This is a genomic window from Pseudomonas sp. KBS0707 (genome assembly GCF_005937945.2).
In the GTDB taxonomy this organism is placed as follows: domain Bacteria; phylum Pseudomonadota; class Gammaproteobacteria; order Pseudomonadales; family Pseudomonadaceae; genus Aquipseudomonas; species Aquipseudomonas amygdali.
In genome coordinates this window covers 518,181-540,391 of the sequence record NZ_CP041754.1, presented here as the reverse complement: position 1 = coordinate 540,391, position 22,211 = coordinate 518,181, and the positions used below count along the sequence as shown (strand labels likewise).

14 protein-coding genes and 1 pseudogene are annotated in these 22,211 nt (G+C 59.5%); 6 read left to right on the top strand and 9 right to left on the bottom strand.

Going from position 1 to position 22,211, the window contains the following annotated elements; translation table 11 throughout:
• The first annotated feature begins 61 nt into the window (after positions 1-61).
• From FFH21_RS02550 to FFH21_RS02535, 4 genes are read left to right on the top strand one after another with little or no spacing between them, the layout of a single operon-like run.
• The gene (locus FFH21_RS02550) at positions 62-394 is read left to right on the top strand and encodes an SMR family transporter (RefSeq protein ID WP_002551789.1); all 333 of its coding nucleotides are present in this window, start codon (positions 62-64) and stop codon (positions 392-394) included.
• 48 nt (positions 395-442) lie between these two features.
• On the top strand, positions 443-1,618 hold the full coding sequence (locus FFH21_RS02545) for an FAD-binding oxidoreductase (protein WP_011167540.1): 1,176 nt from the start codon (positions 443-445) through the stop codon (positions 1,616-1,618).
• Positions 1,615-2,430 carry an aldo/keto reductase gene (locus FFH21_RS02540; protein WP_019742281.1) on the top strand — a complete coding sequence of 272 codons (816 nt, stop codon included), beginning with the start codon at positions 1,615-1,617 and terminating at the stop codon, positions 2,428-2,430. Before FFH21_RS02545 ends, FFH21_RS02540 begins: the two co-directional genes overlap by 4 nt.
• A gap of 36 nt (positions 2,431-2,466) precedes the next feature.
• The gene (locus tag FFH21_RS02535) at positions 2,467-3,423 is read left to right on the top strand and encodes a hypothetical protein (protein WP_002551786.1); all 957 of its coding nucleotides are present in this window, start codon (positions 2,467-2,469) and stop codon (positions 3,421-3,423) included.
• Positions 3,424-3,470: 47 nt separating this feature from the next.
• On the opposite strand, the gene hldE is transcribed toward FFH21_RS02535, so the two are convergent.
• Both hldE and msbA read right to left on the bottom strand, forming a co-directional pair.
• Positions 3,471-4,895 carry a bifunctional D-glycero-beta-D-manno-heptose-7-phosphate kinase/D-glycero-beta-D-manno-heptose 1-phosphate adenylyltransferase HldE gene (gene hldE, locus FFH21_RS02530; RefSeq protein ID WP_011167538.1) on the bottom strand — a complete coding sequence of 475 codons (1,425 nt, stop codon included), beginning with the start codon at positions 4,893-4,895 and terminating at the stop codon, positions 3,471-3,473.
• 127 nt (positions 4,896-5,022) lie between these two features.
• Entirely contained in the window at positions 5,023-6,825 is a 1,803-nt protein-coding gene (gene msbA, locus FFH21_RS02525) for a lipid A export permease/ATP-binding protein MsbA (RefSeq protein ID WP_019742283.1), read from the bottom strand.
• A 178-nt stretch (positions 6,826-7,003) separates the two neighbouring features.
• On the opposite strand from msbA, the gene FFH21_RS02520 reads away from it, so the two are divergent.
• Complete coding sequence (locus FFH21_RS02520) at positions 7,004-7,642, top strand: toluene tolerance protein (protein WP_038820444.1); 639 nt, start codon at positions 7,004-7,006, stop codon at positions 7,640-7,642.
• Positions 7,643-7,689: 47 nt separating this feature from the next.
• Here FFH21_RS02520 and FFH21_RS02515 read toward each other — a convergent pair whose 3' ends face one another.
• From FFH21_RS02515 to FFH21_RS02485, 7 genes are read right to left on the bottom strand one after another with little or no spacing between them, the layout of a single operon-like run.
• Positions 7,690-8,859: an O-antigen ligase gene (locus tag FFH21_RS02515; protein ID WP_011167535.1), complete on the bottom strand. Its 1,170-nt coding sequence runs from the start codon at positions 8,857-8,859 to the stop codon at positions 7,690-7,692.
• Positions 8,849-9,622 carry a glycosyltransferase family 2 protein gene (locus FFH21_RS02510; RefSeq protein ID WP_019742285.1) on the bottom strand — a complete coding sequence of 258 codons (774 nt, stop codon included), beginning with the start codon at positions 9,620-9,622 and terminating at the stop codon, positions 8,849-8,851. The genes FFH21_RS02515 and FFH21_RS02510 overlap by 11 nt, the downstream gene beginning before the upstream one ends.
• 31 nt (positions 9,623-9,653) lie before the next feature.
• Complete coding sequence (locus FFH21_RS02505) at positions 9,654-10,610, bottom strand: glycosyltransferase (RefSeq protein ID WP_005743025.1); 957 nt, start codon at positions 10,608-10,610, stop codon at positions 9,654-9,656.
• Between the two features lie 30 nt (positions 10,611-10,640).
• Complete coding sequence (locus FFH21_RS02500; protein WP_019742286.1) at positions 10,641-12,050, bottom strand: PIG-L family deacetylase; 1,410 nt, start codon at positions 12,048-12,050, stop codon at positions 10,641-10,643.
• Positions 12,047-12,943, bottom strand: a complete 897-nt coding sequence (locus FFH21_RS02495) for an antimicrobial resistance protein Mig-14 (RefSeq protein WP_011167533.1) — start codon at positions 12,941-12,943, stop codon at positions 12,047-12,049. Before FFH21_RS02495 ends, FFH21_RS02500 begins: the two co-directional genes overlap by 4 nt.
• Positions 12,943-14,073 (bottom strand): glycosyltransferase, encoded by a 1,131-nt coding sequence (locus FFH21_RS02490; protein WP_011167532.1) that lies wholly within the window; start codon positions 14,071-14,073, stop codon positions 12,943-12,945. Before FFH21_RS02490 ends, FFH21_RS02495 begins: the two co-directional genes overlap by 1 nt.
• Positions 14,057-15,814, bottom strand: a complete 1,758-nt coding sequence (locus tag FFH21_RS02485; RefSeq protein ID WP_002551776.1) for a carbamoyltransferase — start codon at positions 15,812-15,814, stop codon at positions 14,057-14,059. The genes FFH21_RS02490 and FFH21_RS02485 overlap by 17 nt, the downstream gene beginning before the upstream one ends.
• Positions 15,815-16,116: 302 nt before the next feature.
• On the opposite strand from FFH21_RS02485, the pseudogene FFH21_RS02480 reads away from it, so the two are divergent.
• Positions 16,117-22,209, top strand: a pseudogene (locus FFH21_RS02480) (dermonecrotic toxin domain-containing protein).
• Positions 22,210-22,211: the final 2 nt, after the last annotated feature.

Genomic DNA, 22,211 nt, shown 5'->3' with positions numbered 1-22,211 from the left:
AGTTTATCAGCCCGCCATCACAAGTCGCTAGAATGCGCAGCCTGACGAAAAGGAATGCACCATGAACGCTTATTACCTGCTGGCTATCGCCGTTTGCGCGGAAGTCATCGCTACCACCTCCATGAAAGCCGTGAAAGGGTTCAGCACTCCCCTGCCGCTGTTGCTGCTGATCACCGGTTATGCAATTGCATTCTGGATGCTGATTCTGGTGATGCGCACGATCCCGGTCGGCATCACCTACGCCATCTGGTCGGGCATGGGCATTGTCATGGTGAGCATTGCGGCGTTCTTCATCTACGGCCAGAAACTCGACCTGCCCGCGTTGTTGGGCATGGGCATGATTGTGGCTGGCGTAGCCGTCATCCAGCTGTTCTCGAAAACCGCCGGGCATTGAAAAGCCGATCCTTTATAATGCTCGTACTTTTTACTCACTGAGGTGCTCATGACATCGGTTATTTCCACTGACGTGCTGATTGTCGGGGCTGGCGTAGCCGGTCTATGGCTAAACGCCCGGTTGCGTCGTCAAGGGTTCTCGACAGTGCTGGTAGAAAGCGCCAGCCTGGGTGGCGGGCAAAGCCTCAAGTCTCAGGGGATCATCCACGGCGGTGCCAAGTACGCGCTGCACGGTGCGCTTTCCGGTGCCTCAGAGGCCATCGCCGACATGCCGCGCCGCTGGCGTGAAGCTCTTGATGGCAAAGGCGAGCTGGACCTGTCCGGTGTACGCCTGCTGTCCGAGGCCCACTACTTGTGGTCGCCGGGCACCATCGCCGGCAACCTCACCAGCTTCTTTGCCAGCAAGGCGGTGCGCGGCCGTGTGGATCAGGTCAAGGGCGAGCAACTGCCACCTGCACTGCAAAACCCCAAATTCAAGGGCAAGGTCTATCGCCTCGCGGAACTGGTGGTCGATGTACCGAGCCTGATCGAGCGACTCGCCGAGCTGGCCGGTGACAGCCTGCTGGCCGGTCAGAGCATCGAGCCGCTGTACGAGGGCGATGAGCTGATCGGGCTGCGCGTCGATGGGCGCGATATTCATGCCCAGCGCATCGTACTCAGTGCCGGCGGCGGCAATGCCGATCTGCTCAATGCACTTGGCGTGTCGCAACCGCAGATGCAGCGCCGCCCCTTGCACATGGTGCTGGTCAAGGGCCCGACCCTGAAACCGCTGTTCGCCCACTGCCTGGGTGGCGGTCCCAAGCCGCGCATCACGGTCACCACCCACCCTGCGGCTGACGGCCAGTGTGTGTGGTATCTGGGCGGCGATCTGGCTGAGGCCGAGGGTGTGTCGCGCGAGCCGGACGCGCAGATCGCCGTCGCCCGCAAGGAGCTTGAAGCCCTGCTGCCGTGGGTCGACCTGAGTCAGGCGCAGTGGGCGACCCTGCGCGTGGACCGCGCCGAGCCTGCCCAGTCGGGGCTGGTGCGGCCAGACAACGCCTTTCTCGACAGCCAGCGTCGCCTGATGGTTGGCTGGCCGACCAAACTGGCACTGGCTCCGGACTTCGCTGACCGGGTTCTGTCGCAGCTTTCGAGAGATGGCATTCACCCGACACCGCAGTTACCGCTGGTTGATGTGCCACGGCCGCCGATGGCCATACCTGTCTGGGATGAGCTGCTGCCATGAGCTTGAAAACCCTGCACGACCTGCATCGCCCGCTCGGCAATAGCGGCCTGAGCGTATCGCCCCTTGGCCTGGGCACCGTCAAACTGGGCCGCGACCAGGGCGTCAAATACCCCAGTGGCTTCAAGATTCCCGATGACCAGCAGGCGCAGATGCTGCTGCGCATGGCCCGCGACATGGGCATCAACCTGATCGACACTGCCCCCGCCTATGGCACCAGCGAAGAACGGCTCGGGCCGTTGCTGCGTGGTCAGCGCCAGGACTGGGTGATTGTCAGCAAGGTCGGCGAAGAATTCGATAACGGCCAGTCGAGCCATGACTTCAGCGCTGAACACACCCGTAAATCGGTCGAGCGCAGCCTGAAACGTCTTGAAACCGATTTTCTCGATCTGGTGCTGGTGCATTCGGACGGCAATGATCTGGCGATCCTCAACGAGGCCGAGGTGTATCAGACCCTCGCCGACCTCAAGCGCGAAGGCAAGATTCGCGGCTTCGGCTTTTCCGGCAAGACGGTCGAAGGCGGTTTGCTGGCATTGCGCGAAGGTGATTGTGCGATGGTCACCTACAACCTCAACGAGCAAGGCGAGAAACCGGTGCTGGATTACGCTGCCGCCCATGGCAAAGGCATCCTGGTGAAGAAAGCACTGGCCAGTGGTCATGTCTGTCTGACGCCGGGCATGGACCCGGTGCAGGCCAGTTTCCAGCTACTGTTTGAACATCCGGCGGTTGCCAGTGCTATTGTCGGCACCATCAATCCGTTGCACCTGGCGCACAACGTTGCAACTGCCGCTGCCGTGATTTGCCGTCAAGCCTGATTGAGGCGGCCGACCCCAACGCAAGAAGGAGCCGTTATGCCGCGAACACTGATCCGCAAGAACCCCAGCAACTTCAAGACCCTGCCGCTGTTCGTCGAGGCCACGCCGGAAGGCCTGAGCTACCAGAGCATCGGCATGCCGATGAACTTCGCGCAGACCTTGCAGCGGCGGCGCAAGATCGACGTGCCGGACACCGAACGTTTCTCCACCGAGCTTGCCAATCTGGGGGTGTCCGTTCGCCTGACCGTGAGCTGGCAGAATCGCGATTACTGGGTGCTGGTTCGCCAGCGTCGCCAGGACCGTGGCGACGTCGTACTCAAGCTGATCTCGGGTTATGTGCCGGCCCACGAACTGACCCTGCCACTGCATACCGCCATTCAGGAAGTGGCCGAAGAGTGCATGATCGAAACGCCTCAGGGCTGGCTGAGTGGACTGTTCAAAGAGACCTGGCTGCCTGCGCCATATGCCGCTGCGCTGCATTATCGCGAGGCCATGCCCTTTCGTCTGAGCCCGCTCTCCGGCGCAGCGCGACCGGTGCGAAGCGGCAGCCTGACACTGTTGGAACGCCCACGGGCTTATGTGCATTTACCCACCGCGTCCTTGCAGCTGATTTACGACATGCGCCTGGAAATCCCCAAGGAAGCGCGCCCGGTCAGCCTTTTCCATGTCGATGAAGTGTTGGAAAACGATCAACTGGTCGCCCGCCTTAACCGCAGCAAACCCGACCTGTACCTGATGCCGCTGGAAAATGGAGTGCCGCTGCCCGAGCTGTATACGCTCAAGCGCGACAAACTGATCCCGGCTGGCACCCGAGGGCTGTACCTGGCCGAAAGTTTTGCCGCGCAGGATGGCTGGATCGTGCGTGAAGAACGAATTCGCTGGAAGGACTGGCTACGCCAGCAGGGCATGGCCCCACCGGCGAAGAAGTCAGGACTGAAACGCCTGACCGGAAAAGCTCGGGAGCTGCTGCACGCCATGAGCGGCAAGCTGTGAGCCTCAAGCCTTTTGATTTGCCTTGGCTTGTAGCTTGCAGCTGAAAACTATCCCTGCCCGCGGATCTTCTCGACAATTGCCGTAGTCGAGCTGTTTTCCACCAGCCCCAACACACGCACATCGCCACCGTACGCCTGGACGATATCGGCACCGACCACCTGGTCAACGCCGTAATCACCGCCCTTTACCAGTACGTCCGGTTTGACGTGACTCAGCAGATTTTCAGGGGTGCCTTCAGGGAAGCTGATCACCCAGTCCACTGCACCCAACCCTGCCAGCACGGCCATACGCCGGTCGACGCTGTTGATCGGACGGCCCGGCCCTTTCAGGCGGCTGACAGACGCATCATCGTTGACGGCCACGATCAGACGATCACCCAGCGCGCGCGCCTGCTCCAGGTAGGTCACATGACCTGCGTGGAGGATGTCGAAGCAGCCATTGGTGAAGACGATTTTCTCTTTGTGCGCGCGCGCATCATCGACCGCCAGCAACAGTTGCTCCAGCCCCAGCACGCCGCGCTCGGAACCTTCTTCACGCTGAATGGCGCGGCGCAGTTCCGGGGCGCTGATGGCTGCTGTACCCAGCTTGCCGACCACAATGCCTGCTGCCAGATTGGCCAGCGCCACCGCATGCGGCAGTTCCTCGCCCGCAGCAATCGCTGCTGCGAGAGTGGAAATTACCGTGTCACCGGCGCCGGTCACATCGAACACTTCGCGCGCGCGCGCTGGCAGATGCAGCGCCTGCTGATCAGGACGCAGCAGGGTCATGCCATGTTCACCACGGGTCACCAGCAGAGCGCCCAGGTCAAGCTCCTGCATCAGCTGCGCGCCTTTGGTGACCAGCTGTGCCTCGTCTTCACAATGCCCGACGATCGCTTCGAATTCGCTGAGGTTCGGCGTAATCAGGCTGGCACCGCGATAAATCGTGAAATCCTTGCCCTTGGGATCAGCCAACACCGGGATACCGCGTTTGCGGGCAGCCTGAATCAGTGCCTGATGGTTTCTCAGCGCGCCCTTGCCGTAATCGGACAGGACCAGCACCTTGATGCCATCCAGCAGGCTGTAGACCTCTGCACTCAGTGCCAGCGGGTCAGTATTGAACGCCTCTTCGAAGTCGATACGCAGTAGCTGCTGATGGCGACTGATAACACGCAGCTTGACGATAGTGGGCTGATTGGCAATGCGCTGAAAACGCGCCAGCACACCCGCTGCTTTCAGGCTGTTGGCCAGACTTTCTGCGGCCTCGTCGTCACCCGTCACACCGACCAGCGAAGCCGGTGCGCCCAGTGCAGCGATGTTCAAGGCCACGTTGGCAGCGCCGCCCGGACGATCTTCGATTTGATCGACCTTGACTACAGGCACCGGCGCTTCAGGGGAAATACGCGAGGTGCCGCCATGCCAGTATCTGTCGAGCATCACATCGCCAACCACCAGGACAGGGGCCTGATCAAAGCGCGGCATGGATAACTTCATGGAACTACCCGTACTTTAAAAATAGACAGGGGCGGAATCTTAGCACAGGGGTTTATAACCGACAGGCTGTTGAATCACACCGCCCGAAGGCAGGCAGGCCACAGGGGCCCGCCCGGTGAGAGCGAAATCAGACTGCGCCGACAGGTGACGGCTCGTCCAGCCCCATGGCATGCAGACGGGCGTAATAGCCGTTCTGTGCCAACAACTCGGTATGCGTACCGCGCTCGACGATCTGCCCGGCGTCCATGACCAGAATCATGTCAGCCTTTTCGATGGTCGAAAGGCGGTGAGCGATAACCAGCGTGGTACGGCCCTTCATGACGTGATCCAGCGCCGCCTGGATGTGGCGTTCGGACTCGGTGTCCAGCGCCGACGTGGCTTCGTCGAGGATCAGCAGCGGTGCGTTTTTAAGCAGTGCGCGAGCAATGGCCAGACGCTGCCGCTGACCACCGGACAGCAGCACGCCGTTTTCGCCCACCTGAGTATCGAACCCCTGCGGCAACTGGTCGATGAACTCTTTGGCGTAGGCATCAGCGGCGGCCGCTTCGATGTCGGCACGCGGGGCACCTGCCAGATCGCCATAGGCAATGTTGTTGGCGATCGTGTCGTTGAACAGCGTGACGTTCTGGTTGACCTGGGCGATGTGCTTGCGCAGGTTGCGCAAACGGTAGTCGTTGATTTCGACGCCATCGAGCAGGATGTTGCCCATCTCGTGCCCGTAAAAACGCGGTATGAGGTTGGCCAGGGTCGATTTACCGCTGCCGGAACGGCCTACCAGCGCAATCATCTGCCCAGGCGCTGCGGAGAAACTGATGTCGTTCAACACCTGACGCTCGGTCTGCGGGTAGAAGAAGCTGAGGTTCTTCACCTCAAGGTGGCCGGTCACGCGATCACGCTCGATGGTGCCGGTATCGACTTCTTCTTCCACGTCCAGTTGTTCGAAGATGCTCTCGGCCCCAGCGACGCCTTTCTGGATCGTCGAACTGACTTCCGACAGCTGGCGAATCGGCTTGGGCAGCAGACCGGCCGCAGTGATATAGGCAACCAGATCGCCCGCGGTAGCATCGCCTCGCAGGAACAGCACCAGAAACATCAGCACCGCCATGGCGCTGTAGATCACCAGTTGCAGCATCGGCGTATAGATGGCACCGGTTTTGGTCATGCGCAGTTGTTTGCGTGTGTTGCTGTCACTGGCCTGAGCGAAGCGGTTCTGTTCGTAGGACTCGCCACCGAAGCTGCGTACCACGCGATAGCCCTGAATGGTTTCCGAGGCAACGTGCGTAACATCGCCCATCGCTACCTGAATCTTCTTGCTCTGCTTGCGGAATTTCTTGCTTGCACTGCCGACCATGACGGCAATCAGCGGCAGGATGGCGAGCATGACCAGAGTCAGCTTCCAGTTCATCATCAACAGATAGATGAACAGGAACACCACGGTCAGACCTTCACGAATCACCACTTTGATGGCATCGGTGGCGGCACCGGTGACCATCGTGACGTTGAACGTGATACGCGAGATCAGGTGGCCGGAGTTGGTCGTATCGAAGTAACGATTGGGCAGTACCAGCAGCTTGTTGAACAGCTCCACCCGCAGGTCATGGACCAACCCGAGAGACACCTTGGCCAGGAAGTAGTTACCCAGGAAAGAGCCAAGCCCCTGCCATGCGGCGATCAGAACGATCAGCAACGGCACTGCCTGCAACAGTTGCAGCTCACGCAGATAAGGCACATTGGGGAAAAGCACGGCTTCAGGGTTGGTCAGGCCATCGACAAAATATTTGAGGATGCCGGCAAGCATCGGCTGGGTCGAGGCGAAGATCACGAAACCAATGATGCTGAGCAGAAAAATGCCCACATGCGGACGCACATAAGACAACAGACGGAAATAGATTTTCACGCTGGAAGTCGAGGACGATTCGGAGGTTGTCATGAGAATCCGTCGTATTAAAAAGAGGCCGAATTGTATCACAGCAGTTTTCGCGGCTGCCTGCTGCGGTAACATAGGCGGCTCGTCCATTCCCTGAGGTTTCTGATTGCTGCTTGAAACCGGCAAAGCAGGCTTCTGTATGACGACCAGTAGCCCTTGGGGCATAAAAACCGGAGTATCGATGCAAGCGTTTGACCACGCCCATTACCTTGATCTGGTTCAAGGTGCCGAAGTGCTTGAAGCCGATGGCACGGGCGACAAAGTACTACGTCTGCGTGACGGCTCCATGTTGAAATTGTTTCGACGCAAACGCCTTGTCAGCTCGGCAGCCTGGTATCCCTATGCCCAACGCTTCGCAGACAACTGTGAAACGCTGATCAAACGCGGCATTCCCTGCCCGCGCATACGCTCGGTAAGCCGCATCGCCGAAATCGAGCGCGATGCAGTGCATTATGATCCGCTGGCAGGCTTCACCCTACGCCAGCTATTGGGCAGTGCGGTGGCCGACGACAAGCTGCGCAGGCAACTGGGAAGCTTCATTGCTCACCTGCATGAAAAGGGCATCTACTTTCGCTCGGCCCATCTGGGTAACGTTATCCTCACACCGGAAGGCACCCTTGGCCTGATCGACATTGCCGACATGAAAACCTATCGCCGCGCATTGCGTAAAAGCCTGCGCTTGCGCAACTTCAAGCACATGTTGCGCTATCAGGAAGATCGCCAATGGCTGCTGGATAACGGCAACCCGGCGTTTCTGGATGGCTACATGAGCGCTCAGAGCCTGTGCGACACCAGCGAACTGGTCCAGGCTATTCAGTAACGCTTTCACTAAAAGAATGGCCGCTTTCGAAGCGGCCATTTTTTATCTTACTGCTGCTGCCTGAGCCGATGCGCCTGCACAATACGGCCCAGCACCATCGTTGCCGGTAACAACACCAGCACCCAGAGCTCATCCGGGTTACCGACCAACTGGCCACCGTCAAAGTTGAGCATCAACAGCGCGCAGGCCAGATATAGGCCCCAGGCATCACCGTTACGCAAGGCGTTCCACAGCGTCATCGCCATCACGACCAGAAACATCACCAGCGAAGCCGCGCCGGTGTACAGCCCCAGCGACACGAAAATGTTGTGCGGATGCTGAATGGGCATACCGCCCGTCAGAGTCTGGGTGGTATAAAAATCGACACCACAGCCCTGTACCCAGCCGCAGCGACGCCATTCACCGGTCATGATTTCAAACAGCTCGACGCGATAAGAGTCACCTCTGACCATCAGCAGAGCGACCCACTGCTCATCCTTCACAAGCCAGAAACCTATGGCAGCCAAAACGCCCGCCACCAGCAAGGCCACGGCAGTGCGCAGTGTAAAGCGGTAAAGCGAATATGCTGTGCAGATGGCAAACAGGAAGGCTGCGCCCACCAGCGCGGTGCGGGTCTGGACGACGAAAGCCGTTAACACCAGAGTAACAAGAACTGCAGACACCGCTTCAATCCAGCGCCGCTCTCTGGCCCATAGCGGCAGTGCCAGGGCAAGGCTGCAAACCAGCCATGCGCTGGTGTAGATCACATTCTCCATACGCCCCGGAAGAATGGCCACACGCTGACCGAACTCGAATTTCCCGGTTACCCAGCTGTAAATGCTGCTGAGCAGAATGTACAGGCAGATGGCCCAGAACATGCCGCGCACGAACAAACCGCGCCGGAAGAAACCGTTTTCCGTAATACCGGCCACGACAAAGACAAACAGGCTGACGTAGACAATATGCTTGTAATACTGGAACTCCTGCGCTTGCAGCGCCGGCACCAGAAAACACGCCATAAATACAGCCCAGGCTATGCCCAGCGGCTCTGCAAACACCCCGGTGCCGCGGTACTTGATCAAGAAGAACAAGCCCGGCAAGGCGGTGAATGCGTAAAACAGATTGTTGGTGATCTTGGCTGACGGGTTAAGAATGAAACTCAGCAGGAAGACTACAATCGCTACGGTGAAATACGTCTGTACTTTGTTGCTGGGGATTGTGATTCGGTCAACTGACATTATTGAGCAACCAACCTGTTACCAGACCAGCAAGCACAGCGATGATCAGCTTGACGCGATCACGACGCTTGCGACGCTGTTTGTCGAGCCGCTCCTGCGGCACCACCACATGCTCACCGAACCCGGTGTGCAATACGGCATCATTTTCCAGAATCAAAGCGTAACGGTTTTGCGACGCGAATAATTGTGAAAGTTTCTTCTCGCCACCATGCTCGGCATACGGCGCATGCTGCTGGTAATCAGCCAGGCGGCGCAGCCCGGGATTGAAGGAAAAACCCTGCCACTCCGGCTTGTGCGAGCCCAGCTTGTAAAACGGGATACCTTCGAACACTTCACGCTCGTTCAGGTAAACGTAAGGGCTGTGGATACGCAGATCATGATTGTAGCTGCGCAACCAGACCTGCAAGGCCTGAGGGTCGTGTTCCAGCAGCGTCATCGACTCTTCGATGAAGTGCGGACGGTAGAAATCCCAGTCGTCTTCGCAATGGAACACCCAGGACGTTTCGATCAGCGAATAGGCCGCATCGACAGAGCGCATCTGCCCCAGCTTAGGGTTGTTGATGATGAAGCGCGTATGCGGGTGCCAGTGCTCTGGAATGCACGCCTGGACCCGGGCATCGCCGGAGTCTTCGGTAATCAGCACATGGCGTATGGGCGCAGTGTTGAAATGGTCGAACGTTTCCAGAGTGCGCTTCAACAGGTCGAACCGACCACAACTGGTGACAACCAGCGTAATGTCGCTGTTTTCGCTGAATACCATCATTCGTTCCCAATCATTGAATATTCATAATTCCCTACCATCCCAATCGTGACCGCAGGCGGTCGAGCCAGCTCATCGCCGGCATGCTGCGCAGCGGCGAATGCATTGCGTCCACGATGGCTTTTCCAAGGGCATGGAATGTAAAGCGTTCTTCGACCAAAGTCTGCCCATTACAGGATATTTCGCTGGCCAGCACGGTGTTCTCGCGCAACATCGCCAGCTTTTCACGAAGCTGGGGAATGTCGCGATAGAGCACGATGTTGTGCATGTCGACAAAGCCCAGCGCGCGATTTTCTTCAGCGCCCTGATCAAAGGCCAGTAGCACGCAACCGCAGGCCATGGCCTCGAAATTCTTGATCATGTACTCGCCCATGCCGACATCGGCACTGACGAAAAAGCGGATGCGGTTAAGGGTGTCGCAATACTCTTCCCCGGACTTGGTACGCGTGACGAGCAGATTCTCGACCTGCCCCAACTCATCCAGCAACGCCTTGCGGCCGCTGTAGGCCACACTGTTGGTGCTGCCCACGAACGCCAGTTCGATGTCACGCTCACGCGCCTGCAATTGCAACAGGCTCTGGTCATAGCCCTTGGGCACGAACACCGCGTCGAAGCCTTCCTGGCGCAGGCGCTCGCTGACCATGAACCCCGAACAGATCACCCGCGCCCAAGGCAGCTTGCGATAGTGCGCACTGAACTTGCCGGTGTATTTGCAAGGAATGTAGTTCTGGTAGGCATCGTGTTCAAGGATGACCAGGTTGGGAATCGTGCGGATGAACCCGACCTGACGCACTTCCTGCTTGAAGCGCAGGAAAAACACGATCCGGTCATAACGGCTGACGTCCACTTCGCGGCGGAAATAGCCACGCAGGTTGCGCTGCTCCGCGGAACTCAGCCAGCGCACATCGCATTCGCAGTGTGCCGCGATGCCGTCATAGAGACGGTCCAGAATCGCACGCTGCTCTTTCTGGACCAGAAGTAGAACTTTCATGGTTTTCCTTGCAGTACTGCGCCTGCTGAATCAGATGTCACGGCTGCGCCAGAACAACTCGTGTCGTCGCACAGCTTTGCGGAAGAATTCGTTTTCGCCTTCGGCCGGCCAGTGGCGACCGGCCAGAACGCGTTGCAACGTACGGCGCACACGGCGTTTGAACGGCATCGGCGGCAACAGGTCATGCATCATACCCAGCGCCATTGCCTTGTCGCGTTGGGCCGCAACCGATAAGTGCAGGCTGTACGGTACCAGCGGCAGACTGGCATCGAATACCGGCGGCAGGCTGATGCCACTGTAGGCATCGCCCATTGGCCAACGGTCGTTGTCGTGCAAGTGGTTGGCGTAACCGAGCACCACGTCTGGCTGCCATTCAAGGCCGGCCAGCGCTTCACGCACGGCTGCCTGGGCACAGATATGGTCGGGATGCGGATCGATGGCCGGGTGCGGCATGACAATAACCTGCGGCCTGGCCTTGAGGACCAGTGCACGCAGGTCGGCGAGCAGGTTATTCCAGGTCGGCAGGCCGTCATCGCCGGGCAATGGTAGCGTATTGAACTGGCGAAACAACCGCGTATCGGTCAGATCCGCCTCACGCGAAGCGACCGGCGTATCCGGCGCAGCCTGCATGGCGGGCAGTTGCAGGCAGAAATAGCCCAATTGTACACACTGCGACTCGGGCACCCCGCCCCAGCGCGCCACGGCGATACTGTCCCAAGCCCGCAAGCGGCCCTTCATGCGCGCAGCTTCGGCGCGCTGCATGCCCATCTGGCGATAATGTTCAGCCTCGATCTCACCGGCGGTCAGCGTGACAATCCAGGCTTCCTCGGCCTGGCTGTAAAGCCCGAATGCGGCGAGCTCGGCATCGTCGGCATGCGGCGCGATGACCATGACACGCTGCTTTCGCGCATCCGCCTGACGAAACAGCCAGAGGCGCGGCGTACCAGCAAAACGACAGAAACGTCCGCGCAGTTGCAGGGCACCCGCAGCCAGCGGCTCGCCAAGACCGGTCAGGTTCAGATAACGAACGCCGCAAACGCCACGCTCGAAGGCCTGCCGGTCACTCAAGGCCTGCCCCTGCAGTTCCACGACCGGGTCGAGAAAACGTCCCAGCCAGGTGCTTTTTACGGTCAGTGCCAGTATCAATGTTTCGTCGCCGGTCAGTTGCACGGCGGGGTCGATCAGCAACGTGCCGCCGTCCAGGCGGACGCCCGGCACTTCGCTGTCGGCAGCAAAGTTGTACTGATAGTCGTCAGACGGCGAATAGAACAGATGATCGGCGAACCAGGCCTCATGAGCGACCCATGCACACACGGCCAGCAGCGGCGCCAGCCACCAGGCCACCAGCACGCCGACCGCGATCAACAGGAGCAGACCACCCAGTAACGCCAGCCGCTTGTTACGGCGATGGCGCTTGAGCAACTGTTGCTTGCGACTCAAATCTGGAACACCGGAACGGGGTTGCACCATCGGTCCTTGTACTCGCGGTCGGCACGACCAAAGGAAAAACGCAGTGATTTGCCCAAGGCGCGGGCGTTCTCCCAGGCGGACTGGGTATTGACGAAACTCAGCACGCTGCCTGGGCTGAAGTCCCGGGTTTCGGGATCGACACCGCCGTTGACGTACTCGATGCTGACCCACTGCGGCGCTTCGACGCGATACACCAGTTGAATGGCAATCGGCGCATCGTTGAGGCACACCACCGAACCGATCAGCAGTTCACGCAACAGCTCGATGACGTCGGCCTTGTGCCGGGCACCGGTGGCCTCAAAGCCCCAGCGACGCTGAAACAGATCGCAATACATACTCGCCAGCTCGGCGCTGCTGAACTCGCTGACAGGTCTTACCGTGCCGCCAGCCTCCTCCAGCAAGCGAAGTTCACGACGCTGGTTGTAACGAAATTTCTTGGACAGTTCTTCGGGCGTACGCGCCATCGCCAGCGATTCGGTCTGCGGCCTGAAGGTGCTGATGCGGCCCTCGTTGAGCGCAGACACATAGCGGGCACGATGGCGGACCGGGACCTGAATGTCATCGGCCACCGGCAAAATCAGTTCGGCGTTGCCCAGGTCGAACAGGCCTTTCTTGCCGTGACGCTTGAGTTCGTCCTTGGACAGCGCCAGCGAACGCCCCCAGGTGGCAATCGCTGCCTTTACTTCGCCGCCCTGCTCCCAGGCCAGATAACGCACAGCAATACCGGAAAATTCCGACAGGCGCGCAACGACCAGCGGATGAGTGGCTACGCTGCCACCCAACCGTTGCCATGCCTGCTCGTAAGCAGCCGCGTCGATCTGCACCCAGCCACGCTCGCGCCAGCCTTTGAATCGATTGAGCATCAGGCCCCCGCCGTCAGGCTGGAGACTTGCGGCAGCCGCCAGAAGACATCGCGCACAGCATGATCGGAAAAGCGTTCGCGCAAACGCAGCAACATGCGCTCGGCGCAGTCCTGACGCTGCTCGGCGTCAAGACCGGCCATGTGTACCAGGCCGTGCGCCAGGCTGTGAACATCACCCAGCGGGAACAGCAGACCCACGTCTTCGACCACTTCCTTCGCGCCGCCGCAGGACGTTGCAACCAGTGGCACACCGGCCACCATCGCCTCCAGAAGGACCATACCGAACGGCTCGTGGTCAGAGCTCAGGGCGAATACATCGAACGCCTTGAAGTAGCGACGGGCGTCAGGCACCTGCCCAAGAAACAGCACCTGCGGACCAATGCCCAGCTCCAGCGCAAGCGCCTTGAGGTTTTCTTCCAGGCGGCCCTTGCCGAGAATCACCAGCTGGCTGTTCTCGGGAAGATTGGGCAGCGCTTCGGCAAAACCGCGCAACAGCGTGGCCTGATCCTTGTCCGGATGCAGGCGACCGACGTTGGCGACGATCCAGGCCGAGGCAGACAGACCCAGCTCTGCGCGGGCATCTTCAGCGGAAAACTGACTGCCCTGCAGTTGCTCGACGTCGATCCGGTTGTACAACGTCTGAATGCGCTCGGCCGGCCACTTGGGCAGGCTGCTGCGCATGTCGTCGCGGACCGCATCGGAAACACCGAGTAGGCTCAGGCGCTTGCGAAACAGGTTGGCGAACAGCTTGCGACTGCGCCGGTGGTAATCGCCGAACGCATGATGCACACCGATCACCGGCAACTTCGTCGCCAACAGGGCGATGTACACCGGCTTGAAGCGGTGCGCGATGCAAAAGCTGAACGAGCGCGTCGCGGCAATTTTGCGCAGGTCACGGATGGCACCCAGCTTCAGGCCACGAATGGCGCTGGAGCTGTATTCCATGAACAGCACTTCGTCCGAGCCGCAGTCGGCGACTACGTCGGGGTCGGCGGCGCCGGTCAGAAACACCGTCGTCACCCGATAGCCCTTGCCGGCGAACAGGCTGGCGTATTGCCGTGCGCAGTCCAGAAACGGCCCATCATAGCCGTGACAGAACTGCAGCACGTGACGTTCAACCGAGCGTGTCATAAGCCTCGACGCCCTCTTTTACCACCAGGATGTCTTCCATGATCAGGTACTCGAGGTCCGAGCCGAAGAACATGTTCAGCGCATCGGTCGGCGAACAGATCATCGGTTCGCCACGGCGGTTGAGCGAGGTGTTCAGGGAAACGCCATTGCCGGTCAGTTCTTCCAGCGCCTTCATCATGTCGTAGTAGCGCGGGTTGTATTCGCGCTTGAGCACCTGGGCACGGGAAGTGCCGTCTTCATGGACAACTTCCGGAACACGGGTTTTCCACTCTTCCGCCACTTCGAAGGTGAAGGTCATGAACGGTGCCGGGTGATCGATCTTGATCATCTGCGGCGCGACGGTGTCGAGCATCGACGGGCAGAAAGGCCTCCAGCGCTCGCGGAACTTGATCTGATGGTTGATACGGTCGGCTACCCCGGTAACGCTCGGGCAACCGATGATCGAGCGACCACCCAGCGCACGCGGACCGAACTCCATGCGTCCCTGGAACCAGGCAACCGGGTTGCCCTTGACCATGATTTCGGCAATCCGCTGTGGCGTATTGTCGATCTGACGCCAGACCGGCTTGCTCGGGTGACGGGCACAGGCCGCGATCACGTCTTCGTTGCTGTACGCCGGGCCAAGGTAGACGTGTTCCATCTTCTCGACCGGCACACCGCGAGCGTGGGACACATAAGCCGCGGCACCGACCGCCGTACCGGCATCGCCGGACGCAGGCTGCACGAACAGTTCCTTGACTTCAGGACGGGCAATGATGCGCTGGTTGAGCTTGACGTTCAGCGCACAGCCACCGGCGAAAGCGATCTTGCCGGTCTCCTTGAGGATGTCACCCAGGTAGTGATCCATCATCTGCAACGCGAGCTTTTCGAACAGTGCCTGCATGCTCGCGGCATAGTGAATGTAGGGCTCGTCGGCTACGTCGCCAACGCGTTTCGGGCCGAGCCACTCGATCAGCTTCGGCGAGAAGTAGAAGCCCTTGCCGTTCTCTTTATAGCGACGCAGGCCAATGACGTTGGCCAGCTCGGTATTGATGATCAGCTCGCCGTTCTCGAACGTGGCCAGACGCGAAAAATCATACTTGCTGGCATCGCCGTACGGTGCCATGCCCATCACCTTGAATTCGCCGTCGAGCATCTCGAAACCGAGGAATTCGGTGATAGCGCCATACAGGCCGCCCAGCGAGTCCGGATCGAAGAACTCCTTGATCTTGTGGATCTTGCCGTTTTCGCCGTAGCCGAAGAAGGTCGTGGCGTACTCGCCCTTGCCGTCGATGCCCATGATCGCGGTTTTCTCGGTGAAACCGGAGCAGTGGTAGGCGCTGGATGCGTGGGCCAGGTGATGCTCGACCGGCTCGATCTTGATCTTTTTCGGATCGAAGCCCAGTTGCTCGAGGCACCAGACGATCTTGTTGCGGTAGCGCTTATAGCGGCGGTTGCCCATCAGCAACGCATCAAGGGCGCGATCCGGCGCGTACCAGTAGCGCTTGGCGTAGTGCCAGCGGGCCTTGCCGAACAGGCTGATGGGGGCGAACGGAATTGCAACCACGTCGACGTCCGAAGGCTTGATGCCTGCCTGTTCCAGACAGAACTTCGCCGACTCGTAGGGCATGCGGTTCTTCGCGTGTTTGTCACGAACGAAGCGCTCTTCTTCAGCCGCTGCTATCAGCTTGCCGTCGATATAAAGCGCTGCGGAAGGATCATGGCTAAGGGCGCCGGACAGGCCAAGGATCGTCAATGCCACTAGGGTCTAGCCTCTTTAGTCTGCATGCAGGCGCATTGCGCCCGAGAAAAGGTGTGCCCCCGCACAGCGGGCTGAGGGCAGCTAAAGGGCGGGATTATAACGTAATGACCAAGGATTGGCTCGACGCGCTGAAATGTCATCGGGGATGCCCGCCGGACGGCGTAGGAAACATCTCTTTCTCAGCATCAATAACTATCTACGACCTGACGCCCGTTGCTTCTGATTAATTGAGGCCCATCGTCGCCTGCCCGACGGCCGTCGCTCAAACCTCAGCGCCTGAAGCGCGCAATGGAACGCCTGTCATGACACAAACACTGTCCTCTTTGACTATAACGCCTACGCCACTGAAACCTGCCGATACCTGGCCTGCCGCCTCCGCCGCACTGAAAAGGCTCGATGAACTGCGCACACTTCTGGCCATCGAGCTGAGGCCCAGCCTGGCCCGGGCGAAGGGCTGTTGACTGCGCTTGGCGGTTCCGATGTTTCTGAACGGGAACTGGAAATATTCAGCCTGCTGCAACAGACCGATGACTACTGGACAGACCCTGGCAAAAACGCTGAAAGCCGCCGCGACCGGCTTGTACCTGCCTTGCAGCGAGCCTTGCGTGATGAAGCCAGCGTCAGGATTCACGAGCGTGATCTGGAGAGTGGCTATCTTGTCTGCCTGCCGGACTCGCCCGATCAAAGCCCGGCGCTCACTTACGCCTCGCTGCATATGCAACTGCACGATGACGAACACGTTGAAATGGCAGGCGCGCTGGCGATATCCGAGGAACAGGGACGCACGCTGCTGATGTTACCCGGGCTCGGTATCATGGGCTTTGCCACGCAGGCCCTGATGCTCGCAACCCTGGCGCGCTGGCTCAATACAGCGACGTTGCAGGATGCTCTCCTGAACACGATGGAAAAGCGTCACCAAGACCTGCTCTTCAAGATCAGCCAGGACGCCGACCTGTACCTTGAGCCGTTCACGACTGAAGACCTGCAATTACAGCCGGTCACCACCGCCCCCTTCGTGCATGCCCTGGATCGTCTGCTAAACAAGCAACGCAATGACATTCGCCATGCGTGCGAACGACCCTGACAGTGAAGACCGGGTAACACGTCAGGCGCTGATTCAGGCAGCCATCGACATGCGCGGCCTGCTCGGCCCCGCCTGCATGCTCGAACTGCGCGAACTGACCAACAGGCAACGTCAGTATCATCGAAACCTGCCGGACTGGATGAAGATTGCCAGCGAGGCCGACCTGCAGACCTACGCCAGGCATCTGCAACACTACGATGAGGCACATGCCGCGCTGCTCAGCGTACTGGGCAGCGCGGCCTCTCCAGAGCATTTTGCCGAAGCCCGTTTGCGCATCCGGCTGGCCGATGACCTGGGCCATGATCTGGACCCGCGCGCATTGACCATCGACACGCGTCGCACGCTGCCATCCACGAGCGAGATCTACCGCGTGACATGCTCACTGGTCGAGCTGGCACTCTATGGCCTGCACCCGGACGACGAGAGTGCAGGCTCGGACTTTATCGATCACACCGTTATCACTCTTGATGGCAAACCGCTTGATGCAGCCTGCTCGGCATTGAATCCGGCTTACCTTGCCGGAGTGATCGATGAGCTCGATCTGCGGGCGGAGTTTGGCGAGTGTCAACGCAAGGCTTACCAGCAAGAACACAACCGGGAAATGCTCTGCGCACTGGCACGAACCCGACTGACCGCGCAGGGTTGGGCGGCGAAGATGCAGGGGCATATCCAGCCCGGTGATTTCGCCATGGTCGCGGCACTGACCGGCCCGGCAGCGCGCGCATCCGATCCAGCATTGCGTGTACAACAGATCAAACTCAACGACTGCTACGTGATGGCCAGATTGCTGGTGTTTCGCAAGCAGGATGCCGAGGGGCGGACGCAGCGACTGATCATGATTGCCACCGATGCACCCGGGCAGCAGCACTTCAAAGCCTTCGACACTGAAACCCAACTGCTGCACGAAGTGGTCGGCTGGGCGGCTTCGCCGTCAATGGTCAACTATCTGCTCGATCAGGTGGAAGTGGATGCCCGTGCGGCACTGGCAGAGCAACTGACGGCTCTGGCACTCAAACCCCAGCCTTCAAAAAACTTCATTCAATTTATTGATCATGCGGACTGCGAGTCGGCCTTGCGCCACTTTACCGACGAACAGACCGGCGTGTTGCTTTCCGAACAGGCCAGGCATACGCCGGACTGGTACCTGCGCGCCAGCCGCGCCCAGCGCCGGGAACTGCTGGCCCTTGAACAGGCCATTGGCGGAGCACTCGACAACTATCAGGCGCAGCCACACACCGGGGTTCAGCCATTCAAGGCTTACGTACACCAACGTGCCAGCCAGCAAATCGGCAAGCTGCTGAACGTACCAGCCGGCACGGTAGACCCCGACCTGATTGTGATCACCACCGAGCGCGAAACACTGACCTACACCAACATGCTGCTCAATGGCTATGACGACAGCATTGACCCCTTGCGTGCTTCGGCAGCAACCAACGCGACGTTCAGCGGCCCGGAAGGCATCGACGTGAGCGCGCTGTCAGCTGCTGCCGTTGCAGGTTCGGTGCGCGGCCAGTGGCTGGCGGACGAGTACATTGCCTTGATCAGAAACACCCTGCTGAACAGCGAAAGCGAAGGCTATGCCTATCGTCGCCACTTCAGCGTGATGATCACGCAACTGCAGATGCAGGCAGCGGCATTGCGCAGCGCCCTGAAAGGTCATATAGAAGCGGCGCACCATGTCTGGTTGAAACAATCTCTGGATAACGCCCACCTTGACGACACCACCTCCCGCGAGCGATACCCCCTCTACCCGCTGCAAGTGCATGTGGACAAACCACTTATCGCCTCGGGGCTGACCGGCGTCGATCAACTGGTCATTCCCAGCACGCTGCTCACCCACGTCGAAACCGTGCAGGGCTGCCTGGTGAACCTGCCGACACAAACTCGCCATGCTGCGCTGCTCTACACCCCGCAGGCGCCTGATGGTATCGAGTTTCGTCTGTTCAGCGACTTTGTGCGTTCGCTCGCCAGCGACGGCATGATCGACTACTACAAGGATCGCTGCCGGATCAAGGCGCGCCGAACCTTGTCGTTCTTGCTCCGAGACATGCAGCAGGGCAAGGCCAACAAACCTCCGGTCATCCCCAAGGCATTCATTTCAGACTTCGCCGACACCTGTTTCAACAGGCCGCTGGAGCGCAGGTTGCGTGATGTGGAAGAGACCACCACCGGCCGTAACGACATGCTGGCGAGGCTGATCCGGGTCAGCGTCGAGATAATCGCTACCGCCCTGACCCTGCCGTTCCCGCCGGCAAGCTTTGCGGTTGGCAGCCTGCTTTCATTGCATGACAGCGGGCAGGCAGTTGCCGCCTTGACTGAAGGCGACCAGCAACGCGCTGCAACATATATGCTCTCGGCACTGTTCAACGGCATCGGCGCAGGCAGCGACTTGCTGGTTGGTATTAAAGGCTTCGGCGGCGTATTGCATCGGCTTGAGCGCGGTCATCAATCACCGCCGGTCCTGCGCTCGTTCCAGCGCCAGTCCTCGCTGCCGCGTTACGAGGACCTGTACCCGGTTGAACTGCAGGAGCAGGTATTCCTGATCGGCAAGCCCAACGCCCATGGTCACGCCGCGGTTTTCCATGCACCCCACGTCGCCTCGGCGCCCCCGATGGCAACCGGTCAGTTCGCCCTGCGAGAAGCCGCCGGTGCCTGGCAGCCGCTCCTGCCGCCGCCCAACGCCGTGGCGCGCGTGCCTTCGGGGTTGCGTACCGACCTGGCAGTCGACGTTTCGCTGGATAACGTGCCACGCATAACCGACGGCCACGCGAAAGGCGTGTACGCACTCAGCGGGAAAAATTACATCAGGTTGTCAGATCGCACCTTTGAGGTTCAATACGATGCGCATCTGCGCTGCTGGCAGATCATCGATCCGGCCAATCCATTCGCGTTCTTCGGCAAACAGCCGGTTCGTCTGAATGATCAGGACCAGTGGCTGGTCGTCGACCGGCGCTTGCGCGGCGGCGGGCTGGACGCTCCGGGGAGCTATAGGCCACTGCCTGAAGGTGCCGCCGCAGGCTCGCTCGACATGTTGATCGACTATGAGATGCCAAGCACCATGAGAGCGCATCTGGACATCGTCATCAGCAAGGAAGTCTTCGACCCGACCGGCGCAGGTCTGGAAGTCTACTTCGAGACCTATTTCACGGAAATACGCCAGACCTTTACAGCGTTTCGGGAAAAGCTCTACCAGGACGCTCAGGCATTTTTTGCCCGATTCTCTGCGCCGCCCAGGCCAGCACTTCCCGCTTATGGCCTGCCCGGCAAGGTCGAGACACTCATCGAGCACATCTTCACGCACAGCAACGGGCTGGTTTTCAGCGAGGCCCCCAGGTCGGTAGCCAGCAAGCGTCTGCTCCTGCTCAACATGCCCTTGCTCGCAGAGCAGCGTGTCGAGGTCCTGTACATCGAACACCTGCTGACCGACAAACACCTGCGCAAACTGGCCAGATATCGCCAGTTGGGCAAAAAGAGTCGCTCTGGCTCTCATGAGCTCAAGTACTACCTGCACGACGTCAATCGCGGCGCCTTGAACAACTCGAGCAGCGAATACGACTACTACCACCTGATCAAGGAAGCCCACCGTCACGGCATCGAAGTGCGCCCGTTCAGCTCGTCGATAAGCTACCCGTTTTTCGGCCATCCGGTGCTGGCAGCCGCTGATGATCCGGCAGCGGCCAGCAAAATGAGCAACTTCTTCGGGCACAGGCTCATCAGCCAGGACATCGCACCGGGCTCTTCCAAACGCTGGGTCGCACTGCTCGACCAGAAACTTGCCACGACGCATGATCAGGTGCCCGGCATTGCCGAGATGCAAGGAGTCGTCAGTGTGCATGTTCAGGACATACCGGCAGGACGCCCGACCCGCATAAGTGAAGGTACCAACGGGTCGCATCAAAACACGCCGACTCGCTGTGACTTCACCATCGCGTTTGCCGACCCTGCGCTGCCGGGCGTTCCGCTGCCCCCCGCCACCCCTGTAGATGACATGCTGATCCGAGAGCTGAGGGGCTCCGTTGCCGAGGGCGAGCATTGGGCGGGCCAGTACGGGTTTGTCCACGGCGAAAACACTACCTGGCTACGCGTACCACCCGAAGAGTGGAATGCCGACAGCCCGATGACAGCGATCCAGCAATCCTTGGCCGACGCGACCTATGAGATGCCGCTTGATACCAGAACGACGCTTCATACATTGGCGAACTTCGAAAGGAAAGGGCTCGACATGGAGTATTTCTTTGAAGACATAAATCTCGACACTGTTCGCAATACGTTCGCCCAGCGCCGCAAAAATCTGCAAAAGGACGCCGCCACGATCAGATCAGCCCAACTGCCACCTCGCCCGACATTGCCAGCTATCGAGCCACAGACGAGCCCGGCGGGGCTGCTTGAAACCCTGTACCGTCACACGGAAGGCGTCGTTATCGGCGAGTCGCATTTTTCTGTTTCGAGCAAAAAACTGATCATCGACAACCTGCCATTGCTGGCGCGGCAAAACGTCAAGACGCTGTACATGGAGCACCTGCTGACCGACCTGCATCAGGCGGACCTGGATCGTTTCTTCGAAACCGGGCAGATGAGCAAAACGTTACTGCATGACCTGAAAATCCTGGACCGTGGGCATCACACCGATCCGGACAAGGTCTATAACTTCGAACAACTGATCATCAAGGCGCGGCAGTATGGCCTGGAGGTCCGCGCTATCGACTGCGCAAGCAGCTATCACCTCAAAGGCATTGCCAGGGAAGAGTCCATCACCCGCCAGCAGATGATGAATTACTTTGCGTCGCGCACAATCCGCAGGCATCAGGACGTGATGGGTTCCCACAAATGGATCGCGCTGGTTGGCAACAGCCATTCCAATACCTACCAGGGCGTGGTACCCGGTATTGCAGAACTGCAAGGAGGAATCGGTCTGCGGGTTATCGATGTGGCACCAGGCAAATCGACCGGCGTAGTACCAGATCCGGGAGAGCTTGTTACGGGAGGCATAACCAATGAACAGGTCTATATCAAGGGCGATTACCGAGTGGCCATGGAAGTGTCGCGCCCAGAGTCAGCCAGGCTCTTGAGCATTGACCAACGCCTCTTCAAGCCGGGAATGTTTCTGGTGCAACAGGGCGAAGGCGATTTGCAGACCATCGTCCATCGCGCTCGTGACACATGGATTCATCGCACGCCGGTGCAGCGCAATGCCGAGGGCAAACTGTATCTGGAGCGTGTGCGTTGGCCGCGTATCCACCTCAAACCCTTCGACGACATGGACGCGCTGGTGGCGGCCCTCGAGGCGATGAACCTCACCCACATTGCCTGAGA

Bases quoted from the DNA above. Each gene is read 5' to 3' on its own strand.
- FFH21_RS02550 (WP_002551789.1), top strand. From the start codon at position 62: ATGAACGCTTATTACCTGCTGGCTATCGCCGTTTGCGCGGAAGTCATC.
- FFH21_RS02545 (WP_011167540.1), top strand. From the start codon at position 443: ATGACATCGGTTATTTCCACTGACGTGCTGATTGTCGGGGCTGGCGTA.
- FFH21_RS02540 (WP_019742281.1), top strand. From the start codon at position 1,615: ATGAGCTTGAAAACCCTGCACGACCTGCATCGCCCGCTCGGCAATAGC.
- FFH21_RS02535 (WP_002551786.1), top strand. From the start codon at position 2,467: ATGCCGCGAACACTGATCCGCAAGAACCCCAGCAACTTCAAGACCCTG.
- hldE (WP_011167538.1), bottom strand. From the start codon at position 4,895: ATGAAGTTATCCATGCCGCGCTTTGATCAGGCCCCTGTCCTGGTGGTT.
- msbA (WP_019742283.1), bottom strand. From the start codon at position 6,825: ATGACAACCTCCGAATCGTCCTCGACTTCCAGCGTGAAAATCTATTTC.
- FFH21_RS02520 (WP_038820444.1), top strand. From the start codon at position 7,004: ATGCAAGCGTTTGACCACGCCCATTACCTTGATCTGGTTCAAGGTGCC.
- FFH21_RS02515 (WP_011167535.1), bottom strand. From the start codon at position 8,859: ATGTCAGTTGACCGAATCACAATCCCCAGCAACAAAGTACAGACGTAT.
- FFH21_RS02510 (WP_019742285.1), bottom strand. From the start codon at position 9,622: ATGATGGTATTCAGCGAAAACAGCGACATTACGCTGGTTGTCACCAGT.
- FFH21_RS02505 (WP_005743025.1), bottom strand. From the start codon at position 10,610: ATGAAAGTTCTACTTCTGGTCCAGAAAGAGCAGCGTGCGATTCTGGAC.
- FFH21_RS02495 (WP_011167533.1), bottom strand. From the start codon at position 12,943: ATGCTCAATCGATTCAAAGGCTGGCGCGAGCGTGGCTGGGTGCAGATC.
- FFH21_RS02490 (WP_011167532.1), bottom strand. From the start codon at position 14,073: ATGACACGCTCGGTTGAACGTCACGTGCTGCAGTTCTGTCACGGCTAT.